Genomic DNA, 13,135 nt, shown 5'->3' on the forward strand with positions numbered 1-13,135 from the left:
ATGGTCTTCAAATACGCCCCCTTATGCGTTCGGGTCACTGCTCCTCGGCCGACGGGTGGAAGAGGACGTGCCGGAGGACCGCGTCGGTCGCGCGCCGGATTCGCTCGGAGACCGCCTGCTCGGAGACGTCGAACTTCGCTGCGAGTTCCGCGAGGCTGACCTGGCGGGGAACATCGAAGTAGCCGCGGCCGACGGCCTCGACCAGCGTCTCGTGCTGGACCTCGGTCAGGCCGTGAAGGTCCCTCGCCGCCGACCGGTCGTCGAGCGCGTAGACCCGGTTCAGTCGGTACGTGATGCCGTGGTCCGCGCAGTAGTTGTGGAACGCGGCGAGCCCGGAGTGGTCCTCGAAGCGGATCCGGAACGTCCACTCGTCGTCGCCGTACGCCTCCAGGATGGTCGCCTTCGTCTCGGTGATGCCGTGGATGAGCTGCTCGGCGGGCTCCTCCCACTCGATCTTGTAGAGCGCGCTGTCCGGAAGCCGGTCGAGGACGGCGAACGACCTGACGTGGGGGTTCGTCTCCATGGTCGACTCGAACGTCGAGAGGTCGTCGCCGTGGCCCCAGACGTACGGCATGACCCGCTTCTCGGCCGGGACGACGCGCTCGAGCTCGACCGAGAGGTTCGGGTGCTCGGCGATGAGTCGGCCCAACAGGAACTCGTCGGCGTTGATGGTGAACTCCGCGACGACGCTCATACGGGGCGGACGGGCCGGACCGCAAAAACCGCTCGCCTACCTGCGTTTGCTCTGCCGTGCTTCGGGGCCGAAGAATCCACCCGATAGGAATTTACCCCGGGATGCGAACTAGTACCATGGACAGTGCGCTCGACGAGATCGAGTTCCTCGTGCGCTCGGAGCACCGCGTCGCGGCCGTCGGTGCGCTGGCCGAGCGCCCGCGCAGTCGGGCGGCCCTCCGGCGGGCGACCGGCGCGTCGTCGTCGACCGTCGGCCGCCTGCTGCGCGAGTTCGAGAGCCGGGGCTGGGTCGTCCGTGACGGCGGCGAGTACCGGATGACGACCGAGGGGGAGTTCGTCGCCGAGGAGGTCACGAGCCTGCTCGACCGGATGGAGACCAGACAGCAGCTCCGCGACGTGGCGCGGTGGCTGCCGACCGAGAAGCTCGGCATCACCATCGAGGCGTTCTCCGAGGCGGTCGTCACCGTCGTCGACGAGGCGGAGCCGTACCGGCCCGTCCGCCGCTACGACGCCCTGATGGAGGACGCCGAGGCGATGCGGGCGTTCGGGACGCCGACGCTCAAGTCGGCCAACGCTGGCGCGCTCTTCCGGAACGTCCGGGCCGGCATGGACACCGAGATCATCTACCCGACGCCCATCGTGGAGGCGGTGCTGGAGTGGTCGCCGGAGGCGGCGGAGGAGGGGCTCGCGAGCGGCAACCTCACCATCATGCTCCACGACGGGCTGCCGTGCGGGCTCACCGTCTTCGACGACCGGGTCGCGCTCACGGGCTACGACCCCGACACCGGCATGCTGCGGGCGATCGTCGACACCGACGCCGCGGAGGCCCGCGAGTGGGCGACCGAACTCTACGACACCTACCGGGAGGAGGCTCGGCCCCTCGACGCGGAGGCGGTCGAGGTCGACTCGGGCGCGACGTGACGCCACGACGGTCCGACGCGTAGCCCGAGCGGAGCGCCGGCGCGCCCGGTCGGTCGGTGCACCAGGTGCACGCGTTGCAGCGCCCGAGTGAAACCCACTCGGTGGGCGGATTGCATCAGATAGCTAGGTGTCGGTGCTGACCGTCCCTACTCGGGGAGCTGACCGACAATGACGACAGACGCGCGAACGGCCCGAGACCCGATCGACGAAGCGAAACTGGACGAACTCATGGAGACGGCGCTGGTCGACTTCGGCGCGACGTTCCACGCCGCGCTGGTCGGCATCGGCGACGAGCTCGGCCTCTACGCGGCGCTGGCCGACGAGGGGCCGCTCTCGTCCGACGGGCTCGCCGCGGCCACCGACACCGACGAGCGCTACGTCCGCGAGTGGCTGCGCTCGCAGGCCGCCGGCGGGTACGTGACCTACGACGCCGAGACCGACCGCTACCACCTCTCGCCCGAGCAGGCGTTCGTCCTGGCCGACGACGACAGCCCGGTGTTCGTCCCGGGCGCGTTCCAGATCGGCACCGCCGCGATAGAGAGCGAGTCGAAGCTCGCCGAGGCGTTCCGCACGGGCGAGGGCGTCGGCTGGCACGAGCACGACGACGGCGTGTTCCACGGCGTCGAGCGCTTCTTCGCGCCGGGCTACGCGGCCGAACTCGCGAGCGACTGGTTGCCGGCGCTCGACGGCGTGGAGGCCAAATTGGAAGACGGCGGCCGCGTCATCGACGTGGGCTGCGGCCACGGCGCGCCGACCATCATCATGGCCGAGGCGTACCCGAACTCCGCGTTCGTGGGCGTCGACTACCACGAGGAGTCGATAGATGTGGCACGGGAGCGCGCCGAGGAGGCGGGAGTGTCCGACCGCGTCACCTTCGAGGTGGCGATGGCTAAGGAGTACGAGGGCACCGACTACGACCTCGTCACCACCTTCGACTGCCTCCACGACATGGGCGACCCGGTCGGCGTCGCGGCCCACGTCGCGGGGACCCTCGCCGACGACGGGACGTGGATGGTCGTCGAACCCTACGCCGAGGACCGGGTGGAGGAGAACCTGAACCCGCGGGGCAGGGCGCTCTACTCGGCCTCGACGATGCTCTGCACGCCGAACTCCATGAGTCAGGAGGTCGGCTACGGACTGGGGGCGCAGGCCGGCGAGGCGAAGCTCCGCGAGGTGGTGACCGAGGGCGGGTTCACCCGGTTCCGCCGGGTGGCCGAGACGCCGTTCGACATGGTGTTCGAGGCGAAGCTGTGACCGTGCGCGGCCTTCGAGAAGGCGGCGCCGCGGCGACGGCCGGCCGACCCCGATTCGGCGCGACCGGCGACCTCGGACGGCAGTGACCGCTCCATGCCGATTCCGATACTACTAACTCTCGCACGGGGAAAGTAGCACGCGAGCCAATAATGAGACTGCACGAGTATCAGGCGAAGAGCGTCTTCGCCGATGCAGGGATTCCGACGCCGGACGCGACCCTGGCGTCGTCCGTAGACGAGGTCGTCGAGGCCGCCGAGGACATCGGCTACCCGGTCGCCGTCAAGGCCCAGGTGCACGTCGGGGGCCGCGGGAAGGCCGGCGGCATCAAGCTCGCCGAGAGCCGCGAGGAGGCCGAGCAGGTCGCCGACGAGATCATCGGCATGGACCTGAAGGGCTACCGCGTCGAGCGCGTCCTCGTCGAGGAGGCGGTCGACTTCAAGAACGAGCTCTACGTCGGCGTCACGATGGACCGCGGCGAGGGCAAGCCGGTCGCGATGGTCTCGGCCAAGGGCGGCGTCGACATCGAGCAGGTCGCCGAGGAGGACCCCGACGCCATCGCACGCGAGCACGTCGACCCGGCGTTCGGGATGCATCCCTACCAGGCCCGCAAGGCGGTCTACGACGCGGGCGTCCCCCGCGAGGTCGCCTCCGACGTGGCCTCGATCCTGACCACGGTCTACCAGCTCTGGGACGACCGCGACGCCAGCGAGGTCGAGATCAACCCCGTCATGATCACCGAGGACGACGAGGTCGTCGCGGCCGACGCCGTGATGAACATCGACGACGACGCGCTGTTCCGCCAGCAGGACCTCGCCGAGATGGAGGAGGAGGCCTACGAGGACGACCTCGAACGCAAGGCCGGCGAGTACGGCTTCGACTACGTCCGGCTCTCCGGTAACGTCGGCATCATCGGCAACGGCGCGGGCCTCGTGATGACGACGCTCGACCTCGTGGACTACTACGGCGGCAAGCCCGCCAACTTCCTCGACATCGGGGGCGGCGCGAAGGCCGAGCGGGTGGCCAACGCGCTCGACATGGTGTTCTCCGACGAGAACGTCGACGCGGTCGTGTTCAACATCTTCGGCGGCATCACCCGCGGCGACGAGGTCGCCAAGGGCATCAACGACGCGCTCGGGCAGTTCGACGAGATCCCCAAGCGCGTGGTCGTCCGACTCGCCGGCACCAACGCCGAAGAGGGCCGCGAGATCCTGAACGACGACCTCGTCACGGTCGAGGAGACCCTCGAGGACGCGGTGCAGCGTGCGGTCGAATTTTCCGAGGAGGAAGCACAATGAGCGTTCTAGTCGATTCGGACACCAGAGTCGTCGTACAGGGCATCACCGGCGGGGAGGGCAAGTTCCACGCCGAGCAGATGATGGAGTACGGCACCAACGTCGTCGCCGGCGCGGTGCCGGGCAAGGGCGGCCAGGAGGTCGCCGGCGTCCCGGTGTACGACACCGTCGACGAGGCCGCCCGCGAGGAGGACGCCGACGCCTCGGTCGTCTTCGTCCCGCCCGCGTTCGCGGCCGACGCCGTCTTCGAGGCGCTGGACGCGCCGCTCGACCTCGTGGTCGCCATCACCGAGGGCATCCCCGCCCAGGACATGAGCAAGGTGTACAAGCGCCTGGGCGAGGTCGACACCCGTCTCATCGGGCCGAACTGCCCGGGCATCATCACTCCCGGCGAGTCGAAGCTCGGCATCCTGCCCGGCAACATCTTCGAGTCGGGCGACGTGGGCCTGGTCTCGCGGTCGGGCACCCTCACCTATCAGGTCGTCGACAACCTCACCTCGCGGGGCGTCGGCCAGACCACCGCCATCGGCATCGGCGGCGACCCCATCATCGGCACCGACTTCACCGACGCGCTCGAGCTGTTCGAGAACGACCCTGACACGAAGGCGGTCGTGATGTGCGGCGAGATCGGCGGCGAGGACGAGGAGGAGGCCGCCCGGTTCATCGCCGAGAACATGGACACGCCGGTCGCGGGCTTCATCGCGGGCCGGACCGCGCCGGAGGGCAAGCGCATGGGCCACGCCGGCGCCATCGTCTCGGGTAGCGGCACCGGCACCGCCGAGAGCAAGATCAACGCGCTCAACGACGCGGGCGTCCCGGTCGGCGACACCCCCAACGAGGTCGCCGACCACATCGAGGACTTCCTGTAGCGCGACCGCGCCCGGTCCCCCGTTCTGCCGGGGGCGTCCGGGTTCTCCGTCCCGGTCCGGGCGCTCAGTTCTGCCGTTTCGCAACCCCGTCAGGGTCTCTTTCCTGACTCGGTACCCCCGTCGCTGCTACCGTTTAGTTCTTCGCGTCGGGGCACTCGCGGACACGGGCACAGCCCTTAGGTGCGCCACGCCCCAATCGGACGTATGGAAGCACCAACTCCGCTGGAGTCCGCGGCGGACGAACGAGAGGACGTCACCATCGCTCGACGCGGGTACGAGGGGGAGAACGTCCTCGTCGTCGACTTCGGCCCCGGCGTCGAGGCCAAACTGGACGTCGTGGGCGAGACCGGCATCGTCGTCGCCGGCGACCGCCAGTTCGAGTTCGAGATGCCCGAGGACGCCACCGACGTCTCCACCAACGCCGGGATGCTCATCATCCGGGAGTAGCGTCGGCCGGGCCGTTCTACCGAGCGAGTCCGATTTTTCCGCCGAGGCGTCACCCGTCAGTCGTCGTACCGTCGGTCGGTTCCGACTCGTCGATCGTTCCAGTACCGTCAGCGGTCGCCGAACCGTCGACCGGAGGCGATCCGGAGTCGCCAGCCGTCGGCTCGGAATCACCGGCCGGCGACCCCGCCCGCGCCTTCTTCGTCCAGCGCTCCTCGACCAGGCTGTTGCCCAGGACCAGCGTGTCGCCGCCGTCGACCGCCAGTCTGGTCTTCCGGAGCCCGATCTCGCGGACCACGCCGGTCTCGTCGGCGGTGACCACCGCGTCGCCGGGTTCGAAGTCGGGGTCCCGCAGGAGGTAGACGCCCGAGACCGTGTCGGCGATCATGTCCGAGAGCGCGTAGCTCACCCCGAGCGCGACGAACCCCGTGGCGGTCCCGAGGCTGGCGGCGACCTCGCCCATGCCGAGGATCTTCAGGAGCGCGAGCGCCGCGCCGAACCACATGAAGACGCCGGCGACCGCGGCGAACAGGTCGGCGACGAGTTCGTCGGCGTAGACGCGGTCGAGCGCCGACCGGACCAGCGACAGCGCGACCCTGATGCCGGCGTAGGCCACGACGAAGAACAGGAGCGCCGTGACGAACGTCGGAATCGCGTCGACGAACCCGGCCCGGAGTTCCGCGAGCGACTCCGCGACGATTCCCCCGAACCCTCCGCCCTGTGAGACGTTCATATTCGGCCATTCTCCGCCCCGTGACAAGAACGCTCGGGCGGGACGCTCCGGCGAACGTGCGTGCAGTCGAGAGAACAAGGTCTGCTATCGAGACGGCGGTTCGAGGCTGGCTACCGATTCAGTTCGCCGAGACACTGCCCGCAGTACTTCGCGCCGGTCATGTTCGACGCGCCGCAGGTCGAGCAGGTGAACGCGCCGAGCGCGTAGTCGTCGGCGGTCGAGGCGGGAGCGTCGGCCGTCGACGCGGGGTCGTCGTCCGCGTCCGCTCCGCGTCCGTCGGCGCGGATCGGGCCGCGGTTCAGCGCCTCGGCGGCGGCGTTCGAGACGTCCCGCGGGGCGTCGTCGCGTTCGGCCAGCGCCAACAGTAGGGCGTCGTCGCGCATCTTCTCGAGGCCGCGCATCATGGCGAGGAACAGCACCGTCGGCCCGGCGATCACCAGGCAGGCGACCATCAGTCGGAGGGCGAGGTTCATGTTCGACTGGCGTGAGCATCCCCTATTAATTCTACCGGTTCATTGAAGTGGCTCGCCTGCGAGGCTACGCGTCCGCGGACGACCCTTCCCGCTCGGCGAACGACCAAATCACCGAGGGCTGGCGGCGGGCGGGGCGTCGAAAGAGGACGAGGGCCGGTCAGCGGGCCGATTCGAGGTCCACGAAAACGTCGTCGTCGGCCGTGAGCCACGTGGACATGCGCTCGACGCTGGAGAGGCCGTCGGGGTAAACGGTCCGGCGGTCGGGCCTGTCCTCGTAGTCGACGACTACCGAGGAGAGAACGACGTCGGGTCGGTCGAGGCGCGGTTCGTGCTGGCGACCATCGGGGGCGTCCCGGTCGGTGCGGGTGTGGGGGTCCGTGCTCATGATGCTCCGAGCGCGTCTGCGGGTTCGCCGAGGAATGATTAAGGATTTTCTATGAGGAATATATATCCGACCGAAGCGGACTGAACTCTCGGTATCCCCCGTTCGCGGCCGGGTCGGGCGGATAGTCGTCCCGACGATGCGGTCGCGGTGCGCCGGTCCGCCGCCGAAAGCAAAATCTTATGTTTAGGACCGCCTAAAATCACGGCTGACGATGCCGCCCGGGGCGACAAGACTGGTGATACTCGATGTCCGCGCACTCTGAATCTGAAGACGACACGGCCGAGAACCGAGCGAACAGCCGACACCTCGGCGAGGGACGGCCCGACGGGGAGTCGGAACCGTCGAGCGTCCTCCACGCCGAGGGGCTGGAACTCAGCTACCCCACGTCCGAGGAGCCGGTCGTCGAGTGCGACCGCATCGACGTGCCGGAGGGCGAGATCACCGCGCTCGTCGGCCCGAACGGTTCTGGCAAGAGCACGCTGCTGAAGGGGCTCTCGAAGCACCTGCAACCCGACTGCGGGTCGATCGTCCTCGACGGGCGCGCCATCCAGGAGTACGGCGACAAGGAGCTCGCCCGCGAGCTCGGCCTGCTCTCCCAGGAGAACAGTTCGCCCGGCAGCATCACCGTCGAGGACCTGGTGTACCACGGCCGGTACCCCCACCGCGGGTTCTTCGACTCCGTGACCGACGAGGACCGCGAGGCGGTCGAGCGCGCCATCGACCTCGCGGGCGTCGAGCACCTCCGCGACGAGGAGGTCGGCAACCTCAGCGGCGGCCAGAAGCAATTGGCGTGGATCGCGATGGTGCTCGCCCAGGACACCGACGTCCTGCTGCTCGACGAGCCGACCACCTTCCTCGACCTCCACCACCAGCTGGCCGTGATGGAGGTCGTCAGGGAGCTCAACGAGGAGGAGGGCGTCACGGTCGCGGTCGTGCTCCACGACATCGCCCAGGCCGCGCGGTTCGCCGACTACCTCGTCGCGCTGAACGACGGCGAGCCCTACGACTGGGGGCCGCCCCGCGAGGTCGTCACCGAGGACCTGCTGGCCGACGTGTTCGAGGTCGACGCCGCGGTGACCTACACCCCCGACCCCGAGATCGTCCCGAAGCGCTCGCTGTAAGGCGGTGTATCGCACCGGTCGTCCGGGCATCTTCTCGCCGTCGGTCGTCGCGTTGTCGTTTCCCCGAGCCGGCGGTCTCGACGCTTCGGGGATGAAGTACAAGGACTCGCGGCGCGATTCCAACGTATGGAGCTCCGAGAGACTGCCGAGAACCGTGGAAAGCTCGCCCGCTTACTGTTCGCCGTCGTCCTGGCGGTCGTAGCCGCCGTTTCGCTCCGGAAGGGGAAGCGGGCGACGGGCGTACTCGCTGGCGTCGGCGCGCTCGCGCTGGGGTACAGTTCGACGACCGACTCCGACGAACTGGCGCCCGAGGCCGACGAACTGGCGGAGACGGTCGATATCGGCGGGTCGAGCGAGGACGCGGAACTGCGCTGCGCGATCTGCGGCGAGCCCATTCGCCTGGGCCAGCGGCGGGGACCGGACGAGAACGACGACACCGCTCACGAGGCCTGTATCGAGCAGGCCCAGTGAGGGCGGCCCGCATCTGCCGTGCCGTCGCGTGACCCCGCCGAAGCGAGAGGGGTCCGACTGGGCCGCCCGGTCGCGGAAATCGTACGCCGACGCTCTGACTCGAACGACGCGTCGCTTCGCGCGTCCGGGACGACCTAGAAGTCCTCGGCGGTGTCGATGCCGACGACGATACCGCGGTCCGCCTCCTCGAACCGCACGTCGGCGTCGTGGGCGTCGGCGAACGCGAGTCGCGCCTGCTCGGTGTGTGCGTACTCGACCGCGTCGGCGAGGTCGCCCTCGAAGTCGAACTCCTCGCGCAGGTCGTCCCACACGGATCCGGGAACGCGATACGCCCGGGTGTCGTCGACGGTCGCGTGGTCGTACTCGCGCTCGAACTCGGAGTGGCGGCCGATCAGGTCGGCGTGGAGGACGACGAGCGCGTCCGCGACGGTTTCGGCGTCGACCCCGTACCGGTCGGCTGCCCGGTCGAGCACGCTGTCGTCGACGTGTGCCTCGCCCGCGTCGGAAGTGGCGTCGTCGGACATCGGTTCGGGGAGAGAACGGGAGCCTGCGGTTTCCGGCTTTCGGGCGAATCGGAGACGCACTCGTTCTTCGCGTCGTCGTTTCACGAAGAGAGACGGCTGGAAGACGGACGGGGCGGGACGCTATTCGGGGGCGACGACCGCACTACACCCCACGCATTCCGCGTAGATTCCCGTCGTCCCGTCGGTTCTCTCGTACTCGATTAGCTTCGACGGGGCGGCGATGACTACCCCACATTCCGGACAGGTGCCTAGCAACGTCGTGGTTGATGACATGGGTGACTGAGCGACTGGGTCGCCACGAGCGGACAACTCGACTCAACTCACTTAGCGTTTTGTCAGACGGAGGGTCGTCCGATGAGAAATCGTCGAAAGGATAACGGGGAGAGTACAGGACCGCCAGTGTGACGCACGTACTCCACCCATACCGTAGCGCCGCGCGTTCGTACAGCAGCGAGGGAAACCGGGTAGACGGGGGATTCGAACCTCACCGAGCCGTTCCCGGCGTGCGGCGCTTCGCGCTGTTCCGGGCGTGCGACTCGTCCGGTTCGAATCCTTCGAGAACCAGTCGACGGTGCGCGGACTCCTCGCTGCGCTCGTCGCGTTGCGCCGTCAGAAGTGGGTCGGGGCAGATTCGAACTGCCGACCTGCTCCGTGTGAAGGAGCTGTCATAACCGGACTAGACTACCGACCCGGGCGTCCCAAGGTTTCGCCTTCCGGGACTTAAGACTTACTTTACGGTCGGAAAACTGACGGCCGGAGCGGGGCGACCCCGGCAGGGCTACACTCGCCGCCGCGCCGCGCGAAGCGCGCTTCGCGCCCGGGTCGCGGCCGCGTCCTCGGTCCGTTTCAGTTCGGTGCGCCACCGCTCGGTGCGGGTCGGTTCCTCGCGCTCGCGGCCGGCGGCCTTCCGGAGTCGTCGCTCGACCGGTCGGAGTTCCTCGCGCAGGCCGCGGCCGAGGTGGCCGCCCGCGCGTCGGGCGTAGTACCAGGCGTCCTCGAAGTGCTTGTTCATCGTTCGCACACCATTATGTTCCTACGGCGAGGACAGATATAGCTCTTGTCCTCAACGGGGCCCCGAGCGGCTCCCATGTACCCCGATTCGGTGCAGGGAGCGACCCGACGCGGCGCTCCGTGTCACAAACTGTTTATCGGGCGGCGGCCACAGTGGGCGTATGTTCAGGCGGCTCTCGATACCGACGCCGTTCCAGATCGGCCCCGTCAACGCCTACATCGCCGGGCGGACGCTGGTCGATCCCGGACCGGGGAGCGAAGAGGCGTGGGCGGCGCTGCTCGACGGCCTCGAGGCCCGCGAACTCGGCCCCACCGACGTCGAGCAGGTGCTGGTGACCCACCCGCACCCCGACCACTTCGGGCTGGCGAGCCGGCTCCGCGAGGCGGGCGCCCGGGTCGTCGCCAGCCCGATGACGGCCGACATCATCGCCGACTTCGAGGCCCGCCTCGACTACGAGCAGTCGTACTTCGTGGAGTTCTTCGAGCGCCACGGGATGGCCCGCTCGACCGCCGAGACCGTCACCGACCTGCCCGAGTCGTTCCTCCGGGTCGCCCCCGGCGTCGAGACCGACGTCGTCCTCGAGGACGGCGATGCCGTCGAGGTCGCCGGCACCGACGTGACCGCCGAGGCGGTGGCGGGCCACGCCCCGGGCGAGACCATCTTCACCTACGAGACCGACGACGGCGAGGACTGGGCCGTGGTCGGCGACCAAGTCCTCCCGGACATCACGCCCAATCCCCTGCTCCAGCCCCCTGTCGAGGAAGGGGGTGAGCGAACCACCGGTTCGCGATCCTCGTCGGACCGTTGGTCCGACGGCGGCGAGCGCCCCCGCGTCCTCCCGGCGTTCAACCGCTCGCTGGCCGACCTCCGCGAGCGCGAGTTCGACCGCTTCCTGCCGGGCCACCGCGAGGTGATCGAGAACCCGAGCGAGCGCATCGACGAGGTGCTGGCCGCCCACGAGGAGCGCACCGAGAACGTGAAAGAGATCGTCGCCGAGGGCCCGACCACCGCGGTCGAGGTGATGAACGACCTGTTCGACGACCTGCCCGCGACCGAGTACTTCTCGGGGATGAGCGAGGCGGTCGGCCACCTCGACGTGCTCGACGAGCGCGGCGAGGTCGAGCCCCGGGAGCAGGGCGGCGTGGTCGTCTGGGAGGTGACGGCGTGAACGACCTCCAGGCGGTCGCGCTCGGCGAGGAGACCGCCGACCTGGTCATCACGGGCGGCCGGGTCTGCCTGCCCGAGAAGGGGGAGTTCCAGTCCCGCGACGTCGTCGTGGTCGACGACCGAGTCGCCGCGCTTCCCGAGGACGCCGACCCCGTCATCGGCGAGGACACGCGGGTCATCACCGCGACGAACCGCGTCGTCGCGCCCGGATTCGTCGACGCCCACACCCACCTCGACCTCCACCAGACGTTCGAGAACGCCTACCACTACGCGATAGAGGGCGGTACCACCACGGTCGTCTCGGAGGTCACCGGCTACGGTCCGGCGTTCGGCCCCGAGGGCGTCGAGCAGTTCCTCGCGGCGACCGCCTACCTCCCGGTCCGCGTCCGGGCGGTGGTCCCGCCCCAGCCGCTGCTCGACACCTTCGAACCCCGGCGGGCCGACGACGAGGAGGCCGACGACCTCGGGGACCTGCTGGCCGACGACCGCGTCGTGGGCGTCGGCGAGACCGACTGGATCCACGCGGTCGGCCGCGACACCCCCGCCGAGCGGCTCTACGAGCGCGCCGACGCCGAGGACAAGACAGTCACGGGCCACGCCGCCGGCTGCTCGGGCGAGAAGCTCGCGGCGTTCGCGACCATCATCGACGACGACCACGAGGCCATCACGGGCGAGGACGTCGTCGAGCGCGTCGAGAACGGCGTCCACGTCGTCGGGCGCTACGGCTCGATCCGCGACGACGTCGCGGCCATCGGCGAGGCCTACCCGGAGGTGCCGACCGCCGAACTCTCGCTGTCGACCGACGGGATGTGGCCCCGCGAACTCATCGACGAGGGCGACATGGACGCGGTGGTCCGCCGGGCCATCGAGGAGGGCGTCGACCCCGCCGACGCCATCCGGATGGCGACGCTCAACCCCGCCCGCCACTTCGGGCTCGACGAGGAGGGCGTCGGCTCGCTCTCGCCGGGGAGCGTCGCCGACGTCGTGCTCATCGACGACCTCGACGAGGTCACCGTCACCACCGTGATCAGCGGCGGCGAGGTCGTCTTCAACAAGGGCGAGTCGAAGGTCGCGGCCCGGACCCACGAGTACCCCGACCGCTTCTACGACTCGGTGAACGTCCCGACAGACCCCGACCGGTTCCGGGTGCCGGCCGACGCCGTCAACGAGGCCGGCGAGGTCCGGGCCATCGAGCACCGACGCGGGCTGGTCACGGGCGAGACGACCGTCTCGCCGCGCGTCGAGGCCGGCGAACTCGTCGCGGACCCCGAATCCGACGTGCTGAAGGCGACCCTGCTCGACCGGAATCCGCACGACGACGACGGGTCCGATCCGGAGGACAAGCCGAGCTTCACCGGTTTCGTCACCGGCCTCGGTCTCGATTCGGGCGCGGTCGCGACCAGCGTCGTCTGGGAGACGACCGGCGTCCTCGCGGTCGGGACGAACGACGCGGCGATGCGGGCCGCGGTCGACCGCGTCGCAGAGATGGGCGGCGGCTGGGCGGTCGTCGAGGACGGGGAGGTCGTCGCGGAACTGCCGACCCGGGTCGCCGGGGTCTGCTCGGACCTCGAAGTCGAGGAGACTGCGAAACTCTACGACGCCGTCGAGGCGGCGCTCCGGCGGCTGGGCGCCGAGGGCGACCGTCCCATGCTGGCGCTCCAAACTATGACGTTCGCGGGCGTGCCGGCGCTGAAACTGTCGTTCTCTGGCTACGCCGACATCCTCGACCGCGAGGTCGTGGGCCTGACGCCCTGAGGAGCGCCACCCCGCGTGACG

Annotated in this window: 16 protein-coding genes and 1 tRNA gene; 9 read left to right on the forward strand and 8 right to left on the reverse strand. The window is 69.4% G+C overall.

Features of this window, described 5'->3' with window-relative positions:
• Positions 1-34: 34 nt before the first annotated feature.
• Entirely contained in the window at positions 35-694 is a 660-nt protein-coding gene (locus DVR07_RS09485) for a helix-turn-helix domain-containing protein (protein WP_115796717.1), read from the reverse strand.
• 116 nt (positions 695-810) lie between these two features.
• Here DVR07_RS09485 and DVR07_RS09490 point away from each other — a divergent pair, with 116 nt between their 5' ends.
• The 5 genes from DVR07_RS09490 (at position 811) to DVR07_RS09510 (ending at position 5,476) form a co-directional block, all read left to right on the forward strand.
• Positions 811-1,614 (forward strand): helix-turn-helix transcriptional regulator, encoded by an 804-nt coding sequence (locus DVR07_RS09490; RefSeq protein ID WP_115796719.1) that lies wholly within the window; start codon positions 811-813, stop codon positions 1,612-1,614.
• 168 nt (positions 1,615-1,782) lie between these two features.
• Complete coding sequence (locus DVR07_RS09495; protein WP_115796721.1) at positions 1,783-2,868, forward strand: class I SAM-dependent methyltransferase; 1,086 nt, start codon at positions 1,783-1,785, stop codon at positions 2,866-2,868.
• Positions 2,869-3,017: 149 nt separating this feature from the next.
• Positions 3,018-4,163, forward strand: a complete 1,146-nt coding sequence (sucC, locus tag DVR07_RS09500) for an ADP-forming succinate--CoA ligase subunit beta (protein ID WP_115796723.1) — start codon at positions 3,018-3,020, stop codon at positions 4,161-4,163.
• The gene (sucD, locus tag DVR07_RS09505) at positions 4,160-5,029 is read left to right on the forward strand and encodes a succinate--CoA ligase subunit alpha (RefSeq protein ID WP_115796725.1); all 870 of its coding nucleotides are present in this window, start codon (positions 4,160-4,162) and stop codon (positions 5,027-5,029) included. Before sucC ends, sucD begins: the two co-directional genes overlap by 4 nt.
• A 204-nt stretch (positions 5,030-5,233) precedes the next feature.
• Positions 5,234-5,476 carry a hypothetical protein gene (locus DVR07_RS09510; RefSeq protein WP_115796727.1) on the forward strand — a complete coding sequence of 81 codons (243 nt, stop codon included), beginning with the start codon at positions 5,234-5,236 and terminating at the stop codon, positions 5,474-5,476.
• Between the two features lie 49 nt (positions 5,477-5,525).
• Here the strand turns inward: DVR07_RS09510 and DVR07_RS09515 are convergent, their stop codons facing one another.
• The 3 genes from DVR07_RS09515 to DVR07_RS09525 form a co-directional block, all read right to left on the reverse strand.
• Complete coding sequence (locus DVR07_RS09515) at positions 5,526-6,206, reverse strand: mechanosensitive ion channel family protein (protein WP_115796729.1); 681 nt, start codon at positions 6,204-6,206, stop codon at positions 5,526-5,528.
• Positions 6,207-6,316: 110 nt separating this feature from the next.
• On the reverse strand, positions 6,317-6,679 hold the full coding sequence (locus DVR07_RS09520) for a zinc ribbon domain-containing protein (protein ID WP_115796731.1): 363 nt from the start codon (positions 6,677-6,679) through the stop codon (positions 6,317-6,319).
• 157 nt (positions 6,680-6,836) lie between these two features.
• The gene (locus DVR07_RS09525) at positions 6,837-7,064 is read right to left on the reverse strand and encodes a DUF7511 domain-containing protein (protein WP_115796733.1); all 228 of its coding nucleotides are present in this window, start codon (positions 7,062-7,064) and stop codon (positions 6,837-6,839) included.
• 245 nt (positions 7,065-7,309) lie between these two features.
• Between DVR07_RS09525 and DVR07_RS09530 the strand changes: the two genes are divergently transcribed.
• Positions 7,310-8,185, forward strand: coding sequence for an ABC transporter ATP-binding protein (locus DVR07_RS09530; RefSeq protein ID WP_115796735.1), 876 nt, complete (start codon positions 7,310-7,312; stop codon positions 8,183-8,185).
• Positions 8,186-8,311: 126 nt separating this feature from the next.
• A complete protein-coding gene (locus tag DVR07_RS09535; RefSeq protein ID WP_115796737.1) occupies positions 8,312-8,656 on the forward strand; it encodes a DUF2892 domain-containing protein in 345 nt (114 codons plus the stop codon).
• A 134-nt stretch (positions 8,657-8,790) separates the two neighbouring features.
• On the opposite strand, the gene DVR07_RS09540 is transcribed toward DVR07_RS09535, so the two are convergent.
• The 4 genes from DVR07_RS09540 to DVR07_RS09550 form a co-directional block, all read right to left on the reverse strand.
• Positions 8,791-9,180, reverse strand: a complete 390-nt coding sequence (locus DVR07_RS09540; RefSeq protein WP_115796738.1) for a hypothetical protein — start codon at positions 9,178-9,180, stop codon at positions 8,791-8,793.
• Positions 9,181-9,300: 120 nt separating this feature from the next.
• Complete coding sequence (locus DVR07_RS22740; protein ID WP_449272228.1) at positions 9,301-9,453, reverse strand: DUF7837 family putative zinc-binding protein; 153 nt, start codon at positions 9,451-9,453, stop codon at positions 9,301-9,303.
• A gap of 343 nt (positions 9,454-9,796) precedes the next feature.
• Positions 9,797-9,871 (reverse strand) — tRNA-Val (locus tag DVR07_RS09545).
• Between the two features lie 87 nt (positions 9,872-9,958).
• Positions 9,959-10,192, reverse strand: a complete 234-nt coding sequence (locus DVR07_RS09550) for a DUF7553 family protein (protein WP_115798305.1) — start codon at positions 10,190-10,192, stop codon at positions 9,959-9,961.
• A gap of 160 nt (positions 10,193-10,352) precedes the next feature.
• Here DVR07_RS09550 and DVR07_RS09555 point away from each other — a divergent pair, with 160 nt between their 5' ends.
• Both DVR07_RS09555 and DVR07_RS09560 read left to right on the forward strand, forming a co-directional pair.
• Positions 10,353-11,360: an MBL fold metallo-hydrolase gene (locus tag DVR07_RS09555; protein ID WP_115796740.1), complete on the forward strand. Its 1,008-nt coding sequence runs from the start codon at positions 10,353-10,355 to the stop codon at positions 11,358-11,360.
• A complete protein-coding gene (locus DVR07_RS09560) occupies positions 11,357-13,114 on the forward strand; it encodes an adenine deaminase C-terminal domain-containing protein (RefSeq protein ID WP_115796742.1) in 1,758 nt (585 codons plus the stop codon). The genes DVR07_RS09555 and DVR07_RS09560 overlap by 4 nt, the downstream gene beginning before the upstream one ends.
• The last annotated feature ends 21 nt before the right edge of the window (positions 13,115-13,135 follow it).

This window comes from Halorussus rarus (genome assembly GCF_003369835.1).
Classification (GTDB): domain Archaea; phylum Halobacteriota; class Halobacteria; order Halobacteriales; family Haladaptataceae; genus Halorussus; species Halorussus rarus.